Origin of the sequence: Enterococcus sp. S22(2020), from assembly GCF_020295385.1 — a bacterium.
Classification (GTDB): domain Bacteria; phylum Bacillota; class Bacilli; order Lactobacillales; family Enterococcaceae; genus Enterococcus_L; species Enterococcus_L dunnyi.
Genome location: NZ_JACFUD010000005.1, coordinates 285,125 through 302,676, shown reverse-complemented (window position 1 = coordinate 302,676; position 17,552 = coordinate 285,125). Strand labels below are relative to the sequence as shown.

Here is a 17,552-nt window from a genome sequence, read left to right as displayed (position 1 = left end):
TAAAACTGCGATGTTTTTTTGTTTAGTTATATAACCCATCCGGCTCTTCTTTTGTCACAATGTAAATATTTTTCATTTGCGTATACGCATCCAACATCGATTTGTGTGTTTCACGACCGATCCCAGATTTCTTATAGCCGCCAAATGGGGCACCTGCTGGTAATTGATTATACGTATTGACCCACATCCGGCCTGTTCTCACTTTGCGGGCAACACGAATCGCTGTATTGATATTTTGAGAGAATACAGCACCACCAAGACCATAATCTGATTGATTGGCCAATGCGATGACTTCCTCTTCTGTTTTGAATTTCATCACTGTAGCAACAGGACCAAAAATTTCCTCTTGCGCAATACACATAGTATTATCTGCATCTGCTAATAAAGTTGGTGCTAAAAACGCACCTTTATCTAATCCATTCTCAGTAATCTTATAGCCGCCTGTAACCAACTTCGCGCCTTCTTTAGTCCCGATTTCTACATACTCTAAAATCCCTTTTAATTGTTTTTCATTGATTTGAGCACCCATTTGAACGCCGTCTTCCCATGGCAAACCGACTTTAATCGTTTCAAATTTTTCTTTTAGCGCAGCTACAAATCGATCGTAAATTCCTTCTTGGACAAAGACACGAGAACCAGCGCAGCATACCTGACCCTGATTGAACAAGATCCCTAATTGAACACCTTCTAAGGCCCGCTCCCAATTCGCATCATCAAAGATGATATTGGCTGATTTACCACCCAGCTCAAGCGTTGCCGGAATCAACTTTTCAGCCGCCGCTTTTGCTACAGTATAGCCAACCTCTGTCGAGCCTGTGAACGCCAACTTATCAAAGCCTACATGCTCGAGCATGTAGTTTCCAGAATCCGACCCACGACCTGTGATTAAATTGACCACCCCTTTTGGCAATACTTTATCGAGCAGTTTAAATAATTCCAACAAACTTAAGGAAGTTGTGGAAGAAGGATGGATAACGACTGTATTTCCTGCTGCAAGTGCTGGTGCTAGTTTCCAAGCGCCCATCAACAACGGAAAATTCCAAGGAATGATCTGCCCTACTACACCGATCGGCTCTTTAATGACCAGTGATAATGTATCTGCATCAAAATCTTTCACAGTACCTTCTTCACCACGGATCACTCCAGCAAAATAGCGAAAATGATCCGCTGTCGCCGGAACATCGATCGTCATTGTTTCGCGAAGGGGTTTCCCATTATCTAACGTTTCAACTAATGCTAAGTGCTCTTTATTTTCATCGATTAAATCAGCAATTTCTAACAACAAGTGACTGCGGGTCGCTACATCGACCTCTTTCCATGTTTCAAAAGCTTTTTGTGCCGCTGCGACTGCCTGATCAACATCTTCATGAGTAGCATCAACAAAATCAGCCAGTTTCTCGCCATTACTTGGGTTATAACTAGAGATTGTTTGACTACCTGAGCCCTGCGTCCATTTACCGTCAATATACAGCTGGTACGCTTCATCCACCGCATTACGAACATCAATTGGTCTACTCAATTTTAAATCACTCCTTATTTTAGATAGCGCTTACATTTTATTATATATCTAAAAATTAAAAAGTAAATAGACTTTTCAATCTTTTTTTGATTTTATCTAAAAAATAATCGGTATACCTAAAAAAAAGACAGCCTCAATTCAGACCGTCTTTTTTAGCACTCGCTAATTTTCATATAAAATTCCTTTTTCAGACAATGCTTCTTTGATCCGCACCAGCATTTCTTCATCCGCACAATGAATCGTGTGCAAATGAACACCTTCAGTCAACTCTGATAACAATGAAGCATTGCTGTTCTCATACATTTTCATGAATGATCGAATTTCTTTTTCTGTACGAATATGCAATCCGCCAGTCAGCTCACCATAAATAGGATGCTCAACCACCACATCAACGATTTCTCCACCGCATGCGACAATGATCGATAATTCTTCTGCCGTTTTTTCAGGGGCATGCTGGCAAGCGATCTTACGCCATATTCCTTTTTTATCTTGGGTCGTTTCCAGTAAATAGCCGCGCGCAGTTGCAATGATCTCTTGTCCTGCAGCTCTCAAAAGGGCAACATCTCCAACAATGATTTGACGACTGACATTAAAATCTTTTGCAAAACGGCTGGCGCTTACTGGTTTTTCAGCTGTCGTTAGCGTCTGTAAAATCAGTTCCCGCCTTTTGATCCCATCCATTTATTTTCCTCCTGCCACATTAGTCCAACTGTTGTTGTTGAAAATGCTTCGATGCATCCATGATTCCCTGATAGGTTTCTATCAACACTTCTTTATAGCTGTCGTTTGTCACATAACCGACTATTTTTTCTAGTACTTCTTTTTCTCTAGAAGGATCAAGAATTTCTTTGTCCGTAGTCTTTTTGATTTCAACGATCGATGTCACAGCATCCATTCGCTCTTCCAGCAGCGCAACGATCTTTTTATCAAGCGCGTCGATCTTATTTCGTTGACTAGCTAACGATGTATTCTTTTCTTCTAAATCAATTTCTTTGATGATTTTTGCCGGATTGCCGCCAATCACACAATTTGCCGGGAATGATTTTGTCACGACCGAACCAGCAGCAACAACCACATTATCCCCTAAGGTTACGCCCGGTGTGATCACAACACCTCCACCCAACCAAACATTATTACCCAAAGTAATCGGTTTGCCAAATTCCAATCCGCTATTTCTCTTTACTGGATGCAGTGGATGAGTCGCAGTATATAGTTGTGCATTTGGTCCAAACATGCAATTATCACCAATCGTGATCGGGCAAACATCTAAGAAAATACTATTGAAATTGGCATAGAAATTTTTCCCTACGTGAATATTGAAACCATAGTCAAAATTGATCGTAGGCTCAATGTAACTGCCTGTGCCCGTTGATCCAAATGTTTCCTCCACTAACTGACGACGAGTCAAACGATCTTCTTCATTATTGATCAGTTTCATTTGTTCTCTAGCGAATTTTCTGGCCGTGATCAATTCTGGATCTGCAGAAAAATAAAGCTCACCATCGATCATTTTTTGACGTTCTGTTTTGATTTCTTCCATTTTAAAACTCCTTTATTTTATATATTTTCAAAAATAATTTCTGCTTTTTCCTTTAAAAAATAAGCATGTCTATTCAACTGGATCGTTGTTTGATTAATGACTAAAATAACTGCTTCTTCTGATGCATAATGAATCAAATCGCAAAAGGGATGCACTTGAAAACTTGTTCCGACGATCACAACTAGATCTGCCTGCTCAACAGCTTTGATCGCTGCTGTGATCGTTTGTTGATCCAAGCCTTCTTCATATAAAACGATTCCTGGCCGAAGCTGCCCGCCGCACGCTAAATGCTTATCAGAAGTTAAATATTCTCCAGATGAAACTTTTTGTCCGCACGTTTGACAATAGCAGTCGTATAAACTGCCATGAAAATCGACAAGATTATGACTACCTGCCGCTTTATGCAAGCCGTCTATATTTTGAGAAATGACCCAAGTCTCTTTTATCTTTTCTAAAGCTGCGATTTTTGAATGGATCATGTTCGGTCGTGCATTTGGATGATACAAGGTTTGGATAAAGTCATAAAATTTTTGTGGTTCTTCTTCTAAGCAAGTAACACTCAATAAATATTCAGGCTGTTCAATTCCTTGATAAACGCCTGCCAAAGAACGATAATCCGGTATGCCCGATGGTGTAGAAATACCTGCTCCCGTCAAAAAAGTAATCTTTTTCCCTTCTTTGATCAAATGCAATGCTTGCTTTTGGTCGATCGTTTCCATTCCCTCATCTCCTAATGAGTTTATTATAACGTAAACGAACGGAAAATAGAAAATAATCAAAAAAACAATTGCTTTTCATTTTCTACCACATATTCATTCATACCTTGAAAATAAGCAATGAAAATGTTTGGTTTTTCACCATCTTTTCATGACAAACAAAATAGAACGTGATAGAATACTCTATGTATAAAAGTGAGGTGAAACTTCGTGGTAGCATTTATTATTTATTGGGCAGCTATTTTAGTTTGCATCGCCTGGGGCGTTTTAAGTTTATGGTTCTCTATCTTCTATCTTTCTCGTAAAGAAAATGGAAACCTATGGGCTTTCGCATTCTTTAATGTTCTTGCTGGTATTGTTTTAGCTATTGTTTTAGTCATTTACAAAACGTGGGATTTCGATATTACAACTTATTCAAGCTTGATTTACACAATTTTAGCTTCATATGGTGTCTTAACGGTCCTACAAGCTATTTTAGGCCGCGAACCGAAAGAAGCAGTAAAAGCTTAATTTTATTACGTTGAATATTAAAAGATGCTGGGGTCTTTTCGATCCCAGCATCTTTTTTTAGTTACATTTTTCTTTACCATTCCATATAGTCAGAAGAACTAAAACTCCCTAAATCATCTGTTGGGTTTTCCAGCATCGACATACTCATAACATCAAGCGTTCCATCCAATCGTTGATTCTTTATGCTGATGATCGATCTAGACTTTTGCTCATCTACCGAAATTTCATAATAACCATCCAGCAGCTTCGAATAATCTAAATTTTTTATGACCAAGGCTTGATATAATGCCGCATTGGATTTTCGTTCGTCAAAATCACTGCCTTCGACATAAGGGTATTGGATCGGCATGTTTGCAATGATTGTATGAGTATTCATCAATTGCTTTATAGATAGCGCGGAATAACCGCCAAAAGCTGCCTTCTTTTTATCTGACGAGCGCGCATTTTTTTCTGCTAGCTGGCGGATTGCACTTAAATCCTGTTCGTAATTTAATGCTAAATAAGGTAAGTCATAAGCTGTTCGAATTTCATTTTTCTCAAGAGGCATATCTACTCCGATTTTATCGGTTAGTTTGCTTTTTTTGATACTTTTCTCTACCTCTTGTTTAAAGGTATCAAGAAATGCTTTTGCTTCTTTAGAATGCGCAGGTACTTGTAAAATCGTTTCTATAGATTTATCGTATGTTGTTAAACTACTATTCTCTAGCACCCACTCACTTTTTTGATCCGAACGCTGTAAAAAGCCCTTACCATATACAGTAATACCTTCTTGTGTCAGTGTATAATTCAATTGAACTCTATTGGATTTTCCAGAAGAATCATATGCTTTGATGATTTTTACGTCTCCTATAGTTCCCGTAGCGTGTAGCTTTTGCTCAATCGCTTTTCTATACTCTTCATATCGATTTTCTTGTGCAAGGGTCAAAGTGCCTATTTTAGTACCAACAGTTAGTACGATCACTAATGTGGGAAGGAATATTCCAGCAATGATTGCCTTTGTCTCGAATTTTTGTAGATTTCCAGTTATATCCTCTGTGGATTTATCAACAACTAACCAACCAAATATTGCGATACTGACAGCCGTCAAGCATACGCCTATGGTTCCTGGTGCAAAAAATGTTATGTACGGAATCAGTGCAGAATAACCCATACGAATAAAAATCAGACTTCCTAAGAGCAACGACGTGCCATAGGTACTGATCAAGAACTGGACTTGCTTTTCCTTTTTCTTAAACCCTTTTAAGAATTTACATAAAACCAACACATTGATGATGAATACTATGACATAAACGATAAAAACCACTGGTAATACAAAAAATGAATATAGCAATCCATATGATTCGTTCGGTGTATTACCAGAAAAATCAAATTTCAGTGCGCCATAAATAAATGTCAAAGTAAAAAGTAACAAAGGCAGTATTACAGCTGTCTTCGTCATTTTCTTGAATTTTATAATACTAATTCCTCCCTTTTTTCATGAACTCCTTTAAATAATTGTTTCATTCTTTAGTTTACCATAAAAAAACGTGTGTGCTGCTGTACTAAAAATTCACAGTGTTCTCCTTCTAAGCTTATCACACTTTCTTCTATTGTAATAAACGCTATTTATCTTACTTTCTTTTACGGAACTAAACATTGACTTTTTTGAGTAAATAACATACACTATATACTCGAATCTAATAATTAAATAGTACCTCAGTTTGAGGTAGAGGTTGCGGTTTTTATTAAGCTTTCTGAGTGAGAGGACACGTTGAAGGAAGTCTAGGAAAAATCGCCGAAATGTATAACAGCCTCCCTGTTATATGTTGGGACGTAAGTCAATAACTTGCGGACTGTCTTAGTAGTGATGCTAAGTTGCGCTATGTTTTTGTTGAGAGTACCTGACGATACTAGGCAGCCGTGCATTTGCGCGGCTGTCTTTTTTGTTTTGAGCAGGAGCATCTTTTACTTGACCAAAGTGGAATTACTGTTCTTCTGTCACTTTTCAACTTAAAATGAAGACAAAAGAAATACAACGAGATACAAGAAAGGAAGACACACATGAACAAAAAATCATTTTCACTGGGGCTGTTATTCGCACTTATCTTAAGTCTTTTCTTTGCACCAGTAATTACTCAAGCACAAGGAGAAGCTAACGGCGAATTCCGCGTTGGTATGGAAGCAGGCTATGCACCTTTTAATTGGTCGCAAAAAACAGATGCCAATGGCGCCGTTCCGATTCAAGGAAATTCTTCTTATGCTGGCGGTTATGATGTCCAGATCGCCAAAAAAATCGCTGATGGACTTGGCAAAAAATTAGTCATTGTTCAAACAAAATGGGACGGCTTAGCTCCTGCTCTGCAATCTGGAAAAATCGATGCGATCGTTGCCGGAATGAGTCCGACTGCTGAACGCCGAAAAGAAATCGACTTTACGGATCCTTATTATGAATCTCAATTAGTTGTCGTTGTTCAGAAAAAAGGCAATTACGCTGATGCCAAAAACTTAAAAGATTTAACGGGTGCTAAGATCACTGCTCAATTGAACACTTTCCACTATAGTGTCATCGATCAAATTCCTGGTGTAAATAAACAGCAGGCGATGGATAACTTCTCTGCTATGAGAACGGCACTAGCTTCCGGCATGATCGACGGTTATGTCAGCGAACGTCCTGAAGGTGTGACTGCTACAAGCGTCAACAAAGACTTGAAAATGCTGGAATTCTCAAAAGAGAACGGCTTCCAAACAAATCCTGAAGATGTTCAGATCGCTGTTGGTATGCGTAAACAAGATCCTGAAATCGCAAAAGTCAATCAAATTTTATCAGATATTTCATCAGACGAACGGACAAAAATCATGGATCAAGCTGTTAAGGATCAACCTGCTGCGGCATCAAGTGATAGTGAAAAAGCAGGTATTTTAACAGATTTCAAAACGATTTGGAGCCAATATGGCGGAATGTTTTTACGTGGTGCGGGCTTGACATTGTTTATCGCTTTGATCGGTACAGTCATCGGTACAGCTTTAGGTTTATTGATCGGTGTTGTGCGGACGATTCCAGAATCAGAAAATAAAGTTGCCCGCCTTTTCCAAAAGATCGGCAACGCACTGCTTTCGATCTATATTGAAGTATTCCGTGGAACGCCTATGATGGTACAAGCAATGGTCATTTTCTATGGTTTAGCTTTAGCCTTTGGTATTTCTTTAGATCGAACGATCGCAGCCTTGTTCATCGTTTCGATCAACACAGGTGCTTATATGTCAGAAATCGTTCGTGGCGGTATTTTCGCTGTCGATCAAGGACAGTTCGAAGCTGCTCAAGCTATCGGTATGACACATGGGCAAACCATGCGTAAAGTAGTTGTTCCTCAAGTATTACGAAATATCTTACCTGCTACAGGGAATGAATTTGTGATCAACATCAAAGATACAGCTGTGTTAAGTGTCATCGGAGTAGCTGACTTATTCTTCCAAGGAAATTCGGCTTCAGGCGCAAACTTCCAATTTTTCCAAACATTTACGATCGTCGGGATCATGTATTTGATCATGACTTATGCGATCACGCGTGTACTACGCTTTGTTGAGAAAAAAATGGATGGACCGTCTGCTTATGTCAAACTTGAAGATATAGAAAATGTAAAAGAAAGCTAGATAGCTGCTCAAGCCAGCTTTTCGGAAAAAAGATAAAAATAGTGTGAGGCAAAAGTGCCTCAACCCATTTTCCCTACTTTCTGGCAAGACTAAACAGCTTGTTCCGCTCTTGCTGTAAAACACAGAGAATGAAATGATCTAATGTAGAACAGTACAAGACTTTCGTAAGAAAGTGTTGATCATTCGTATTATCCAGCTATACAAGCCAGCCTTTCGGAAAAAAGATAAAAAGAAAGCGTGGTAAAGGGCACCACATTTTCTTTTTCCTATTTTTCTGTCAAGGCTAAACGGCTTGTTCCGCTCTTATTTTAAGGAGGAATATCATGAGTACAATTATTGAAGTTGAGCATTTACGAAAAAGCTTCGGCGAAAATGAAGTGTTAAAAGATATCAATGTAACAGTCAACAAAGGAGAAGTCGTAACGATCATCGGGTCTTCTGGTTCGGGAAAATCAACCTTATTGCGTTGCATCAATCTATTAGAAAAGCCTACCGGCGGAAAAATCATTTATAACAATGAAAACGTGCTTGAACGCGGGTATAATTTACCAAAATATCGAACACATTTAGGCATGGTTTTTCAATCATTCAATTTATTCAACAACATGAATGTATTAGAAAACTGTACATCTGGGCAGATCACTGTCTTAAAACGGGAGAAAGAAGAGGCTCGTAAAATTGCGATGGAAAACCTTGAAAAAGTTGGTATGGGTCGTTTCATCGATGCCAAACCATCACAGCTTTCCGGTGGTCAAAAGCAGCGTGTAGCAATTGCCCGTGCCTTATCGATGAATCCTGATGTGATGCTATTCGATGAGCCGACCTCTGCATTGGATCCTGAAATGGTCGGAGAAGTTTTAAAAACAATGAAGGATCTTGCTCATACTGGTTTGACAATGATCATCGTGACGCACGAAATGGCCTTTGCCAAAGAAGTTTCTGACCGTGTTATTTTTATGGATAAAGGTGTCATCGCAGAAGAAGGAACTGCCGAAGATATTTTTGTCCATCCAAAAGAAGAACGAACAAAAGAATTTTTACACCGTATCTTATCACAAAATCAATGATCTACTATTCGTGATTGATCAAGACATTGCCTCAGCTGAAGAACGATAGCTGAGGCAACGTTTTTTTATTTTTTAGATAATTATGTATTTTTGTCTAATAAAATTAGATTTGCGACCCTTATTTTTTTACAACTTTTGTAATTGCCTATACAATGGATGTGAGATGAAACAATCTACAGATCAGTGAAATGGGGCGTCTATTATGAAAAAGACACAGTTAAGATCCGCAACTATTTTTAGTATGTTTTTACTTATGATCATGCAGCTAATCCTTCCAATCCAAGGAATTGCTCAAGAAATCGACAATCAAGAAACAAAGATCGAGCTAAATGATGTCCAGATCGATCCAGATAACGAAACAAATCAAGTATCTGCACATCTCTATTTAGCGAAACAAGTTGGGGATGTCTCCGATCAAGTCATCTCATTTTCGAACGATTTAGTATTTCCAGATAATGAGGCGATCCCGCTAACAGACAAACAGAACCAAACGATAGGCTCTGCCGTTCTTAAAAACAATACGCTTCAATTGACTATTGCCTCTACCTATCAAGGAGAATTTCAGCTTACAGTAAATGCTCCTGCTGAAAATATTTTACCAGATACGTATCTATCTATAAGTAGTCCTGATTTTTCAAAAAAAGTGCTCTTACCGACAACGACCGCACTTGAAAATGAACAATTGCCACTAGAACCGCAAGCTGATCTACCACTTCCCTATGCACTCTTTCCACAGCCAGAAACGATTGATTTCAGTTATAATACAGACGCTTCCGGCAACTATCTAACCAATAACGATCAGGGACAAAGTGGCATTAATACATTAAATTATGCTTATGGCCAGACCAGTGAAGCTGATTTTGATGACGAAAACTATGTAAATTACAATAATGAAGCCTACGTGAAAAAAACAGTGAAAGAGGTAACTGGAAAACAAGGATTATTTGATGTCACATTGGATGTCAAAGGAAATGAATATCCAAACCCGATCGATTTAGTCTTAGTGATCGACTATTCTTCAACCATGAATGGACAGAAATTAGAAAACACGATCGACGGGGTAGAAGAATTTTTAGAACAAATCGATCATGCATTAGTCGCGGATAAAGTTCACGTGGGTATCGTTGCTTATAACAGAGATGCTTATGTCCAGCCATTAACAAATAATACAGAAGAACTGATCGATTTTTTAGAAGATACAAGCAAAAGCCATTCTGGCACATTTATACAAAAAGGGCTGATTGCCGCTAAAGATCTACTGGATAACTCAACAACACCTAATGTACAGAAAAAAATTATTGTCCATATCGGTGACGGTAGTGCAAATCGAGCGTATTTCCCCGCTGAAAATGCGACTGAGTATACAAATGATGGACAGATCACTCCTTACAATGGATTTAAAGCTGCAACTTATTACCGTGATTTCGCTACTGATTCACCTTTGTATTATACAAGCAGTACTTCAACTGTTGAAGGTGATCCCGATAATGCCACTTTAACCTCAGCAAAAGAAATTGCTAATTTAACGTTAGGTACCGCTGTCGATTTGAAACTAAATAATTATGATCTTTACTCCATTGGTGTAGCACCTAGTGACCGTGGAGAATATGTCGATAAAAATATTGCCAGCAGTGAAGCCAAATATGTTCCCATAGATGAAGATCTAGCTGAGTTAGGTGATGCCTTAGGAACGGTTGCTACCAAAGTAGATCGAACCATCATGAACGGAACGATCCAGGACCCGATGGGTGAGCAAATCATTCTACAAAAGAGTGGACCTGAATTTTCCTCTGCTGATTATTCATTGAAGAGCTATAGAAAAGTTAGTACTGGCGTTTGGGTGGATGCACCAAATTTATTGGATAAGGTCGCTGTCAGTGAAAACGATGGTCAGCTGACGCTTTCAGGGCTCTATCTGGGTACAGATGAACGCTTGACGTTCACTTATCAAATCAGGATCGATACAGAATCCTCTGCCTTTATTCCAGAACATTGGTATTTAGCAAATGGGCGAACTACATTAGATCCGATCAGTACAAATAACTTATTGGACTTCCCTATCCCTTCTGTTAAAGCACCAGGAACAAAAGTGCTGATCGAAAAAAACTGGCTAGACAATAATGATTCTTTAGGGCTACGGCCAAATGCTATTTCATTTGTTTTAAAACGAACGACCGTAACAGGTAACTCCTGGCAGGAAAGTCAGCCTATTCTATTGAGCCCTTCTAAACAAGATGCTGATCAATGGCAAACTGAGCTTGACTCGATCATACCTAAAAATGAGACGAGCGCTGTCGCTTTAGCTGCATTCAATAATCGTGGTGAAGACTTCAACTATTCTGCAACTGAAGTTGCTGTCGATCCAAACTATACAGGAGCATCTGAAATAAAAGACGGTAAAATCGTCTTGACCAATACGCTAAACAACACTATGGATCTCACTTTTAAAAAGGTCGATGAGCAAGATCAGCCATTAAAAGGCGTCCGATTCAAACTTCTAGATAATCAAGGGCAACAAATAGGTGATATTCAAACATCTGATGAAAATGGTCAAGTGTCATTTACTCAACTAAGAGAAGGTAACTATCAATTAGTAGAAATCGAACCGTTAGCAGGATATCAGCCGATCGAGCCTATCCAGTTGACGATCGAGCCAAATTCACATGGTGAACTTATTGTGACAAGTCCTGAGAATTGGACCTATAGAGTGGTCAATAAAAAGATAACCGATACGACGACGAGTTCAAGTGAGAATAAACCAACAACTGAAAATAAACCAACATCAACTGGACAAATTCCTAAAGCCGGTGAACGCGTACAGTCTTGGCTGTTGATTATTGGAGTTATTCTTATCAGCATTACGGGCATCCTATATTATAAAAATAAACGTAGCCAACCATAATAATTAAAAGGCTTCTCACACCAATACGGACAGTATTTGGAATGAGAAGCCTTTTGATTACTTGTATGAGCGAACAACGGGCGGCGTATAATTCTCAATAAACTGCCCAATCTCCGCTAGATCATCTGAAAAGAAGATTTTTTCTCGATCTGCTTTTGTTAAAAAATCTTCCTCGACCATCTTATCAAAGAAAGCGGCCAGTAGATCATAATAGCCATTCACATTGAAAAAAATGCAGGGATTCTGATGTTCCCCAACTCTTCCCCATGAAACAACTTCAGATATTTCTTCTAATGTCCCTGGTCCTCCTGGCAATGCTAGATAGCAATCAGCTAAATCGATCATCTTTCGTTTTCTCTCATGCATGTCTTGCACAATATGCATTTCGCTAAGCTTTTGATGTGCCAACTCACGATCCAATAAAAATGTCGGCATCACACCCACGGCTTCTCCGCCAGCAGAAAGTACCTCATCTGCCAATATTCCCATCAAACCGACATTTCCGCCTCCGTACACAAGACCATACCCTTGCCGGCCCATCCATTGACCCAATTCTTTTGTTCGTTCTTCATAAATCGATTTGTTCCCTACACTGGCGCCACAATACACAGCCATCTTTTTCATAAAATCTTCACCTGCTCCAATTGACTTTTTATTTCATCTTTTTTACACGCATTCTATCTATGCTTCTTCGATTTTCGTTTGATAGGAAATATCATTGAATGTCCTCAAACGGTATTGATCTGTTTTTTCAATAATTGTAATGCTTGTGTTTGCTAACGGACCGCCTTCGCGCCAATTTGCTTTTGGCTTGCCAATCAATGAATTGATCAGTGTGATCAGCAAAACGCCATGAGCCACGATCAAAATCGTTCCATCAGGAAATTCTTCACTTAATTTTTCAATCGTCTCAGTTGATCGTGACACTAATGAATCGATCGTTTCACCGCCAAAGTTGGATGGATCATATAGATCAGGACGTTGACGTAAATATGACGTCTGCTCATCTGTATGATCGATCTCTGCTCCTTCACGTTTGCCAAATTTGATTTCTCTCAATTTATCATGATAGCGGAGGGTCAAACCATCCAAATACTTATTTTCCTTTAAGATATAATTTGCCGTATCCATCGCTCGTTTTTGTGTACTCACTGCTGCCAAATCAAAACGAACATCACTCAAATAACGTCCTGCTTGAATTGCCTGCTCGATGCCGATCGGTAATAATGGTGAATCGATTTCTCCACCTTGAAACCGTAAACTCAAATTAAGTTCTGTTTTTCCATGTCTGACAAAATAAAAGGTTGTCATTATTCTTCCCTCCATTTATTTTTCACTGCTCATTTATCATACTATAAAAAGTAGCTAGTGCGCTTATATTTATAAATGATTATTCTACTTAGTTGGTAAAATCGTTATAAATGTAGCACCTTCATATTCTTTAGATTTTACATTGATTTTCCCGCTATGCAATTGAACGATTCGAGCTGCGATGGTTAGACCTAAGCCATTTCCCATCGTATGATGGGAGGCATCACCTTGATAAAACTTATCAAATACATGCCTGCGCTCATAATCACTCATCCCCACTCCGTTATCCTTTACGATCACCTTGATATCACTGCCAAAAGCATAACAGCTAATAGAGATCACTCCATTTTGTTTGGAATACTTGATTGCATTTTTGATCAAGTTCAGCCAAAGTTGTGTCAGTAGTTCCTCATCAGCAACAATAGACATATGAGTCAATTCTAAAGACCAGTCGATATTTTTTTCTTCCCAAAGCTCTTGCAAGAGTAATATACACATGCGCAGCTGCTCATCCAGATAAAACGCTGTTTTTTTCAGTGTCAACTGTTGCTGATTTTCTATTTTTGACAGCAATAAGATGTTCATCGATAGATTACTTAAACGTTCAGTTTCTTCTAAAATAACAGCGACACTTTCTTGTCTTTCTATCTCTGATAAATCAGGATTATTCAGCTGCTTAGCAAATCCGCGGATCGAAACCATTGGTGTCTTGAACTCATGAGAAAAATTAGTGATGAAATCATTATGAACCGTATCAACATTTTTCAATTCTGAAGCCATCGAATTAAAACTATCGATCAAAGCACTCAACTCATTATTTACCGTTGTATTTTCCACATAGATATCAAAATTTCCCTTAGCAATTTCCTCTGTCCCTTTTACTAAATCATTGATCGGCTTTAAAATGCGTTTACTAACGATCATCGAAATAATCGTCCCGATAATGACACAGGAAAACAAAGTGATCCCTAAACGCAGCATTGGATAGCCCGAAAACGACTTGATTATGCCGATTTTCATGAATAGTAAAAAAATCAACCCAGAGATCAAGCTTGTCGAAACCAAAATCAGAAAGATCGTCCAAACAAACTGAATATTTAGCGATTTACGTCTCCTCATGTTTCACCGCCTTATAGCCCAATCCTCGAATAGTCACAAGAGTAAAATCAGGATTATCGGCTGTTTTTTCCCGTAACCGCTTGATATGAACATCGATCGTTCTCTCATCAGCCATGCTATCGATTCCCCAAATATCGTCTAATAATTGTTGTCGTGTAAAAATTTTGTTTGGATAAGACAATAACTTATATAACAACTGAAATTCTTTTTTCGGTAATTCTTGATAATGCTGACCTGATCGGATCGATAAGCTATTTTTATCGATCGTCGTATTACCTAAATGAATTTTTGCTTCTACTTCGCCATTACTCCTTCTCAACAAAGCTTTGATCCGCAGCAAAAATTCCTCTTCATCGATCGGCTTTACCAAATAATCATCTGTGCCAGAAATAAACCCTTGACGACGATCGATCGGCAGCCCTTTAGCAGTGACCATCATGATAGGCAATTGCGTATCTATTGTTCTAATTTTTTCCGCCGTTTGATATCCATCGAGCTGAGGCATCATTATATCTAAAACTAATAAATCGATTGGCTGTTTCTTTAAAAGCGCTAATGCTTCAACCCCATTTTGAGCTTGAAGTGTCTGATAACCACTTTGGTTTAAGATCGTCACCAATAATTTACGAATATTCTTATCATCTTCTACAACTAAAATCGTAATCATACTTTAGCTTCCTTCATCTCTTTTGTCACTAACTATAGCATAGATTGGAAAGGTATTGGAAATTTTTCATTTGTTCATACTGAGTACATAATTCTTTGATAAACTGAATAAGAATAGGAAGGAGCAGATACGGTGTTACAAGTAAAAAATGTGAAAAAAAGCTATACGACCGGCGAATTTACCCAAGTCGCTTTAAATGGGGTAGACATCAATTTTAGAGAAAATGAATTTGTCGCGATCCTTGGACAAAGCGGATCAGGAAAAACCACGCTATTGAATATCATTGGCGGGTTGGATCAATACGACAGCGGTGATTTGATCATCAATGGCAAGTCTACTAAAAATTTTAAAGACGGAGATTGGGATGCCTACCGTAATAATAGCGTTGGCTTTGTTTTTCAAAGTTATAATCTAATCACTCATCTAAGTATTTTAGATAATGTCGAGATGGGGATGACTCTTAGCGGTGTGTCAGCAGATGAGAAAAAGAAACGTGCTGTAGAAGTGTTAGAACGTGTTGGATTGAAAGACCACCTGCATAAAAAGCCCAATCAATTATCCGGCGGTCAAATGCAGCGTGTGGCGATCGCTCGTGCGTTAGCCAACGATCCGGATATCATCTTAGCAGATGAGCCTACAGGAGCCTTAGATACAACGACCAGCGAACAGATCATGGATTTGATCAAAGAGATCGCAGATGACAAATTGGTGATCATGGTTACCCATAATCCTGAGTTAGCTGAACAATATGCAGATAGGATCGTCAATTTCAGAGATGGGCATGTACTGCATGACTCAAATCCTTATTTGGAAGCAGAAGACAGTAGTCATTATGAATTGAAAAAAACAAGCATGAGCTTTTTGACTGCCTTAAAGCTTTCAGGAAAAAATATCGCTACTAAAAAATGGCGAACAGGACTGACCGCTTTTGCAGCAAGTATCGGAATCATTGGTATTGCCTTGATCTTAAGCCTGTCCAACGGTTTTCAAAAGCAAATCGATGCTTTTCAAAGTGATGCTTTAGCTGAATTTCCAATCATTGTTTCTCAGCAAGCCGTCAATATGGATGAAGAATCTTTAAGCGAGATGCGGGCAGAAGGTCCTCTGACTAAAAAAGATTTTGTCAAATCAAATGAAGTTTATCTGTATAATCCAGAAGAGAATAGTGTGACACATAAAAATAATATCAATCAAGAATACTTGGATTATTTGAATAAAATCGATGCTGATTCAGTCCGTAGTATCGGCTATACTCGGGTCGTAGGGATGAACTTGCTTCGAAAAGTCGATGATACTGTCTCACCTGTTTCTTTTTCAACTAGCTCATCAGGAACTAGCGGAAGTCAAAGTAGCAGCAGTACTGGTGCAGGAATGACCAGTATGAATGGAGTTGGGCTTTCATCTTATCCAGCACCCTTCAAAAAAGGAGAAGAATCCTATCTTGAAAAAAACTATGATGTTTTAGCAGGTGCTTATCCTAAATCAGATACTGAAATGGTTCTTGTTGTCGATAATAAAAACCGAATCGATGAAAACTCAATGAAAAATCTTGGGTTTGATATAGAAAATATCGACTCGATCAATTTCGATGATATTGTAGGAACTGAACTAAAACTGATCGATAATGATCAATACTATGAAAAAACCAACTTAGGGAATTTCGTCCCTAAAAATAATTATGCAGAAATGTATGATAACGCTGGAATGACACTGAAAATTTCAGCAGTCGTCCGTCAAAAAGAAGATGTACAAGTAGCAATGTTAGGTCAAGGAATCGCCTACAGTGACACACTTGTTGAACAGATCATCAATAGAGAAAAAGATTCTGACATCGTCAAAGCACAAAAAGAGACAGATATGAATGTCATGACGATGGAAAAATTTGATGCAGATGGCAAGCAAAACTTCATTGCCTATCTTGGCGGAGATGCTTCACCAATGATGGTTTATATTTATCCAAAAGACTTTGATACAAAAGACCAAATAGTTGATTACTTGGATAAATACAATGATGGCAAAGACAATAAAGATAAAGTTGTTTATACCGACTTAGCCAGCACGGTAACTGAAATGACCGGCGGGATCATGAATGGAATCACTCTTGTCTTAGTTGCTTTTGCTTCTATCTCACTGATCGTTTCGTTGATCATGGTAGGGATCATCACTTACATTTCGGTTCTAGAACGTACAAAAGAAATTGGGGTATTAAGAGCTTTAGGCGCTAGAAAGAAAGACATCACTCGTGTCTTCAACGCTGAAACCTTGATCATCGGTGCATGCTCTGGTTTATTAGGTATCATCATTGCTTATGCGTTGACATTCCCTGTGAATCAAGTTATTGAAAATATGACCAGCCTAACTAATGTGGCACAATTAAATCCGATCCATGCCTTATTATTAGTCGCAATCAGTATCATCTTGACCTTGATCGGCGGAGCTATCCCTGCTAGAATGGCAGCGAAAAAAGATCCTGTAGAAGCATTAAGATCAGAATAAAAGAGAACGAGGTCGGGACAGGAGCATTCAGCTTATTTCCGCAGGAATTACTTCTGTTCTCTCCGTTTATTCGTT

Annotated in this window: 14 protein-coding genes and 1 riboswitch; of the genes, 5 read left to right on the top strand and 9 right to left on the bottom strand. The window is 38.6% G+C overall.

Annotated features, from left to right (window positions below):
• Positions 1-22 precede the first annotated feature (22 nt).
• The 4 genes from H3T55_RS12565 to H3T55_RS12550 form a co-directional block, all read right to left on the bottom strand.
• Complete coding sequence (locus H3T55_RS12565) at positions 23-1,519, bottom strand: aldehyde dehydrogenase family protein (RefSeq protein ID WP_225534730.1); 1,497 nt, start codon at positions 1,517-1,519, stop codon at positions 23-25.
• 162 nt (positions 1,520-1,681) lie between these two features.
• Positions 1,682-2,200: a transcription repressor NadR gene (locus tag H3T55_RS12560; protein ID WP_225534729.1), complete on the bottom strand. Its 519-nt coding sequence runs from the start codon at positions 2,198-2,200 to the stop codon at positions 1,682-1,684.
• 19 nt (positions 2,201-2,219) lie between these two features.
• The gene (locus H3T55_RS12555; RefSeq protein ID WP_225534728.1) at positions 2,220-3,059 is read right to left on the bottom strand and encodes a chorismate mutase; all 840 of its coding nucleotides are present in this window, start codon (positions 3,057-3,059) and stop codon (positions 2,220-2,222) included.
• A gap of 17 nt (positions 3,060-3,076) precedes the next feature.
• The gene (locus H3T55_RS12550) at positions 3,077-3,778 is read right to left on the bottom strand and encodes an NAD-dependent protein deacylase (RefSeq protein ID WP_225534727.1); all 702 of its coding nucleotides are present in this window, start codon (positions 3,776-3,778) and stop codon (positions 3,077-3,079) included.
• Positions 3,779-3,985: 207 nt separating this feature from the next.
• Between H3T55_RS12550 and H3T55_RS12545 the strand changes: the two genes are divergently transcribed.
• Positions 3,986-4,285 (top strand): hypothetical protein, encoded by a 300-nt coding sequence (locus H3T55_RS12545; RefSeq protein ID WP_087642030.1) that lies wholly within the window; start codon positions 3,986-3,988, stop codon positions 4,283-4,285.
• A 73-nt stretch (positions 4,286-4,358) separates the two neighbouring features.
• Here the strand turns inward: H3T55_RS12545 and H3T55_RS12540 are convergent, their stop codons facing one another.
• Positions 4,359-5,723, bottom strand: a complete 1,365-nt coding sequence (locus tag H3T55_RS12540; protein ID WP_225534726.1) for a hypothetical protein — start codon at positions 5,721-5,723, stop codon at positions 4,359-4,361.
• Between the two features lie 260 nt (positions 5,724-5,983).
• A riboswitch (Lysine riboswitch) is annotated at positions 5,984-6,155 on the top strand.
• 170 nt (positions 6,156-6,325) lie between these two features.
• Between H3T55_RS12540 and H3T55_RS12535 the strand changes: the two genes are divergently transcribed.
• The 3 genes from H3T55_RS12535 (at position 6,326) to H3T55_RS12525 (ending at position 11,884) form a co-directional block, all read left to right on the top strand.
• Positions 6,326-7,915: an ABC transporter permease subunit gene (locus H3T55_RS12535; protein WP_225534725.1), complete on the top strand. Its 1,590-nt coding sequence runs from the start codon at positions 6,326-6,328 to the stop codon at positions 7,913-7,915.
• 323 nt (positions 7,916-8,238) lie between these two features.
• Positions 8,239-8,982, top strand: a complete 744-nt coding sequence (locus H3T55_RS12530) for an amino acid ABC transporter ATP-binding protein (protein ID WP_087642028.1) — start codon at positions 8,239-8,241, stop codon at positions 8,980-8,982.
• Positions 8,983-9,184: 202 nt separating this feature from the next.
• Complete coding sequence (locus H3T55_RS12525; RefSeq protein WP_225534724.1) at positions 9,185-11,884, top strand: SpaA isopeptide-forming pilin-related protein; 2,700 nt, start codon at positions 9,185-9,187, stop codon at positions 11,882-11,884.
• A 57-nt stretch (positions 11,885-11,941) separates the two neighbouring features.
• On the opposite strand, the gene H3T55_RS12520 is transcribed toward H3T55_RS12525, so the two are convergent.
• The 4 genes from H3T55_RS12520 to H3T55_RS12505 form a co-directional block, all read right to left on the bottom strand.
• Positions 11,942-12,508, bottom strand: a complete 567-nt coding sequence (locus H3T55_RS12520; protein ID WP_225534723.1) for a TIGR00730 family Rossman fold protein — start codon at positions 12,506-12,508, stop codon at positions 11,942-11,944.
• Between the two features lie 57 nt (positions 12,509-12,565).
• On the bottom strand, positions 12,566-13,195 hold the full coding sequence (locus tag H3T55_RS12515; RefSeq protein ID WP_225534722.1) for a histidine phosphatase family protein: 630 nt from the start codon (positions 13,193-13,195) through the stop codon (positions 12,566-12,568).
• 84 nt (positions 13,196-13,279) lie between these two features.
• Positions 13,280-14,314 carry a sensor histidine kinase gene (locus tag H3T55_RS12510; RefSeq protein WP_087642024.1) on the bottom strand — a complete coding sequence of 345 codons (1,035 nt, stop codon included), beginning with the start codon at positions 14,312-14,314 and terminating at the stop codon, positions 13,280-13,282.
• Entirely contained in the window at positions 14,301-14,981 is a 681-nt protein-coding gene (locus H3T55_RS12505; protein WP_087642023.1) for a response regulator transcription factor, read from the bottom strand. The genes H3T55_RS12510 and H3T55_RS12505 overlap by 14 nt, the downstream gene beginning before the upstream one ends.
• A gap of 132 nt (positions 14,982-15,113) precedes the next feature.
• Between H3T55_RS12505 and H3T55_RS12500 the strand changes: the two genes are divergently transcribed.
• Positions 15,114-17,477: an ATP-binding cassette domain-containing protein gene (locus H3T55_RS12500; protein WP_225534721.1), complete on the top strand. Its 2,364-nt coding sequence runs from the start codon at positions 15,114-15,116 to the stop codon at positions 17,475-17,477.
• The last annotated feature ends 75 nt before the right edge of the window (positions 17,478-17,552 follow it).

Excerpts from the sequence above, each read along its gene's own strand:
- H3T55_RS12560 (WP_225534729.1), bottom strand. The coding sequence starts at position 2,200 with ATGGATGGGATCAAAAGGCGGGAACTGATTTTACAGACGCTAACGACA.
- H3T55_RS12555 (WP_225534728.1), bottom strand. The coding sequence starts at position 3,059 with ATGGAAGAAATCAAAACAGAACGTCAAAAAATGATCGATGGTGAGCTT.
- H3T55_RS12550 (WP_225534727.1), bottom strand. The coding sequence starts at position 3,778 with ATGGAAACGATCGACCAAAAGCAAGCATTGCATTTGATCAAAGAAGGG.
- H3T55_RS12540 (WP_225534726.1), bottom strand. The coding sequence starts at position 5,723 with ATGACGAAGACAGCTGTAATACTGCCTTTGTTACTTTTTACTTTGACA.
- H3T55_RS12535 (WP_225534725.1), top strand. The coding sequence starts at position 6,326 with ATGAACAAAAAATCATTTTCACTGGGGCTGTTATTCGCACTTATCTTA.
- H3T55_RS12530 (WP_087642028.1), top strand. The coding sequence starts at position 8,239 with ATGAGTACAATTATTGAAGTTGAGCATTTACGAAAAAGCTTCGGCGAA.
- H3T55_RS12525 (WP_225534724.1), top strand. The coding sequence starts at position 9,185 with ATGAAAAAGACACAGTTAAGATCCGCAACTATTTTTAGTATGTTTTTA.
- H3T55_RS12520 (WP_225534723.1), bottom strand. The coding sequence starts at position 12,508 with ATGAAAAAGATGGCTGTGTATTGTGGCGCCAGTGTAGGGAACAAATCG.
- H3T55_RS12515 (WP_225534722.1), bottom strand. The coding sequence starts at position 13,195 with ATGACAACCTTTTATTTTGTCAGACATGGAAAAACAGAACTTAATTTG.
- H3T55_RS12510 (WP_087642024.1), bottom strand. The coding sequence starts at position 14,314 with ATGAGGAGACGTAAATCGCTAAATATTCAGTTTGTTTGGACGATCTTT.
- H3T55_RS12505 (WP_087642023.1), bottom strand. The coding sequence starts at position 14,981 with ATGATTACGATTTTAGTTGTAGAAGATGATAAGAATATTCGTAAATTA.